Consider the following 887-nt stretch of genomic DNA (forward strand, 5'->3'; position numbering starts at 1 on the left):
ACGTCGAGCTTCGCGGCAATGCGCGGCGTCACGTTCTTGCCCGCTGCCGTGGCCGGCGCGAGGATGTGCGTGTAGTTCTTTGCAATGCTCAAGACCGTCGCTTCGACATTCTCGGCGAGACCCTGTTCGAGTTGCGGTGCGTCGGCCAGCAGCACCTTCGCCACGCCTGCGATCTTCGCGGCGGCTTCCGCCGCGGCCTGGGCGTTGTGGCCCGCGACCAGCACGTGCACGTCGCCACCAATTTTCTGCGCTGCGGCGACCGTATTCAGCGTCGCGGGCTTGATCGACTGATTGTCGTGTTCTGCGATTACCAGATTCGTCATTTCTCTCAGCTCCCTTTACAGCACCTTGGCTTCCGTCTTCAGCTTCTCGACCAGCGTCTTCACGTCCGGCACCTTCACGCCTGCGCTACGCTTGGGCGGCTCGGCAACCTTCAGCGTCTTCAGACGCGGCGTGACATCCACGCCCAGGTCTTCCGGCTTCACGGTTTCCAGCGGCTTCTTCTTCGCCTTCATGATGTTCGGCAGCGTGACGTAGCGCGGCTCGTTCAGGCGCAGGTCCGTCGTGACCACCGCGGGCAACTTCAAAGACAGCGTTTCCGCGCCGCCGTCCACTTCGCGCGAGACCGTGGCCTTGCCGTCGGCAACGACCACCTTCGAGGCAAACGTCGCCTGGGGCAGATTCGCGAGCGCGGCAAGCATCTGGCCGGTCTGGTTCGAATCGTCGTCGATAGCCTGCTTGCCGAGGATCACGAGTTGCGGCTGCTCCTTGTCGACCAGCGCCTTCAGCAGCTTGGCGACAGCCAGCGGCTGCAGGTCTTCGTTCGACTCGATGAGGATCGCGCGGTCCGCGCCGATGGCCAGCGCCGTGCGCAGCGTCTCCTGCGC

Annotated in this window: 1 protein-coding gene and 1 pseudogene; both read right to left on the reverse strand. The window is 64.3% G+C overall.

Annotated features, from left to right (window positions below):
* Positions 1-323, reverse strand: a pseudogene (locus U5768_RS31820) (electron transfer flavoprotein subunit alpha/FixB family protein); the annotation flags it as partial.
* Between the two features lie 15 nt (positions 324-338).
* On the reverse strand, positions 339-887 hold a 549-nt coding region (locus U5768_RS31825), incomplete at its 5' end, for an electron transfer flavoprotein subunit beta/FixA family protein (protein WP_322034289.1).

It is taken from the genome of Paraburkholderia sp. J76 (assembly GCF_905220295.1).
In the GTDB taxonomy this organism is placed as follows: Bacteria; Pseudomonadota; Gammaproteobacteria; order Burkholderiales; family Burkholderiaceae; genus Paraburkholderia.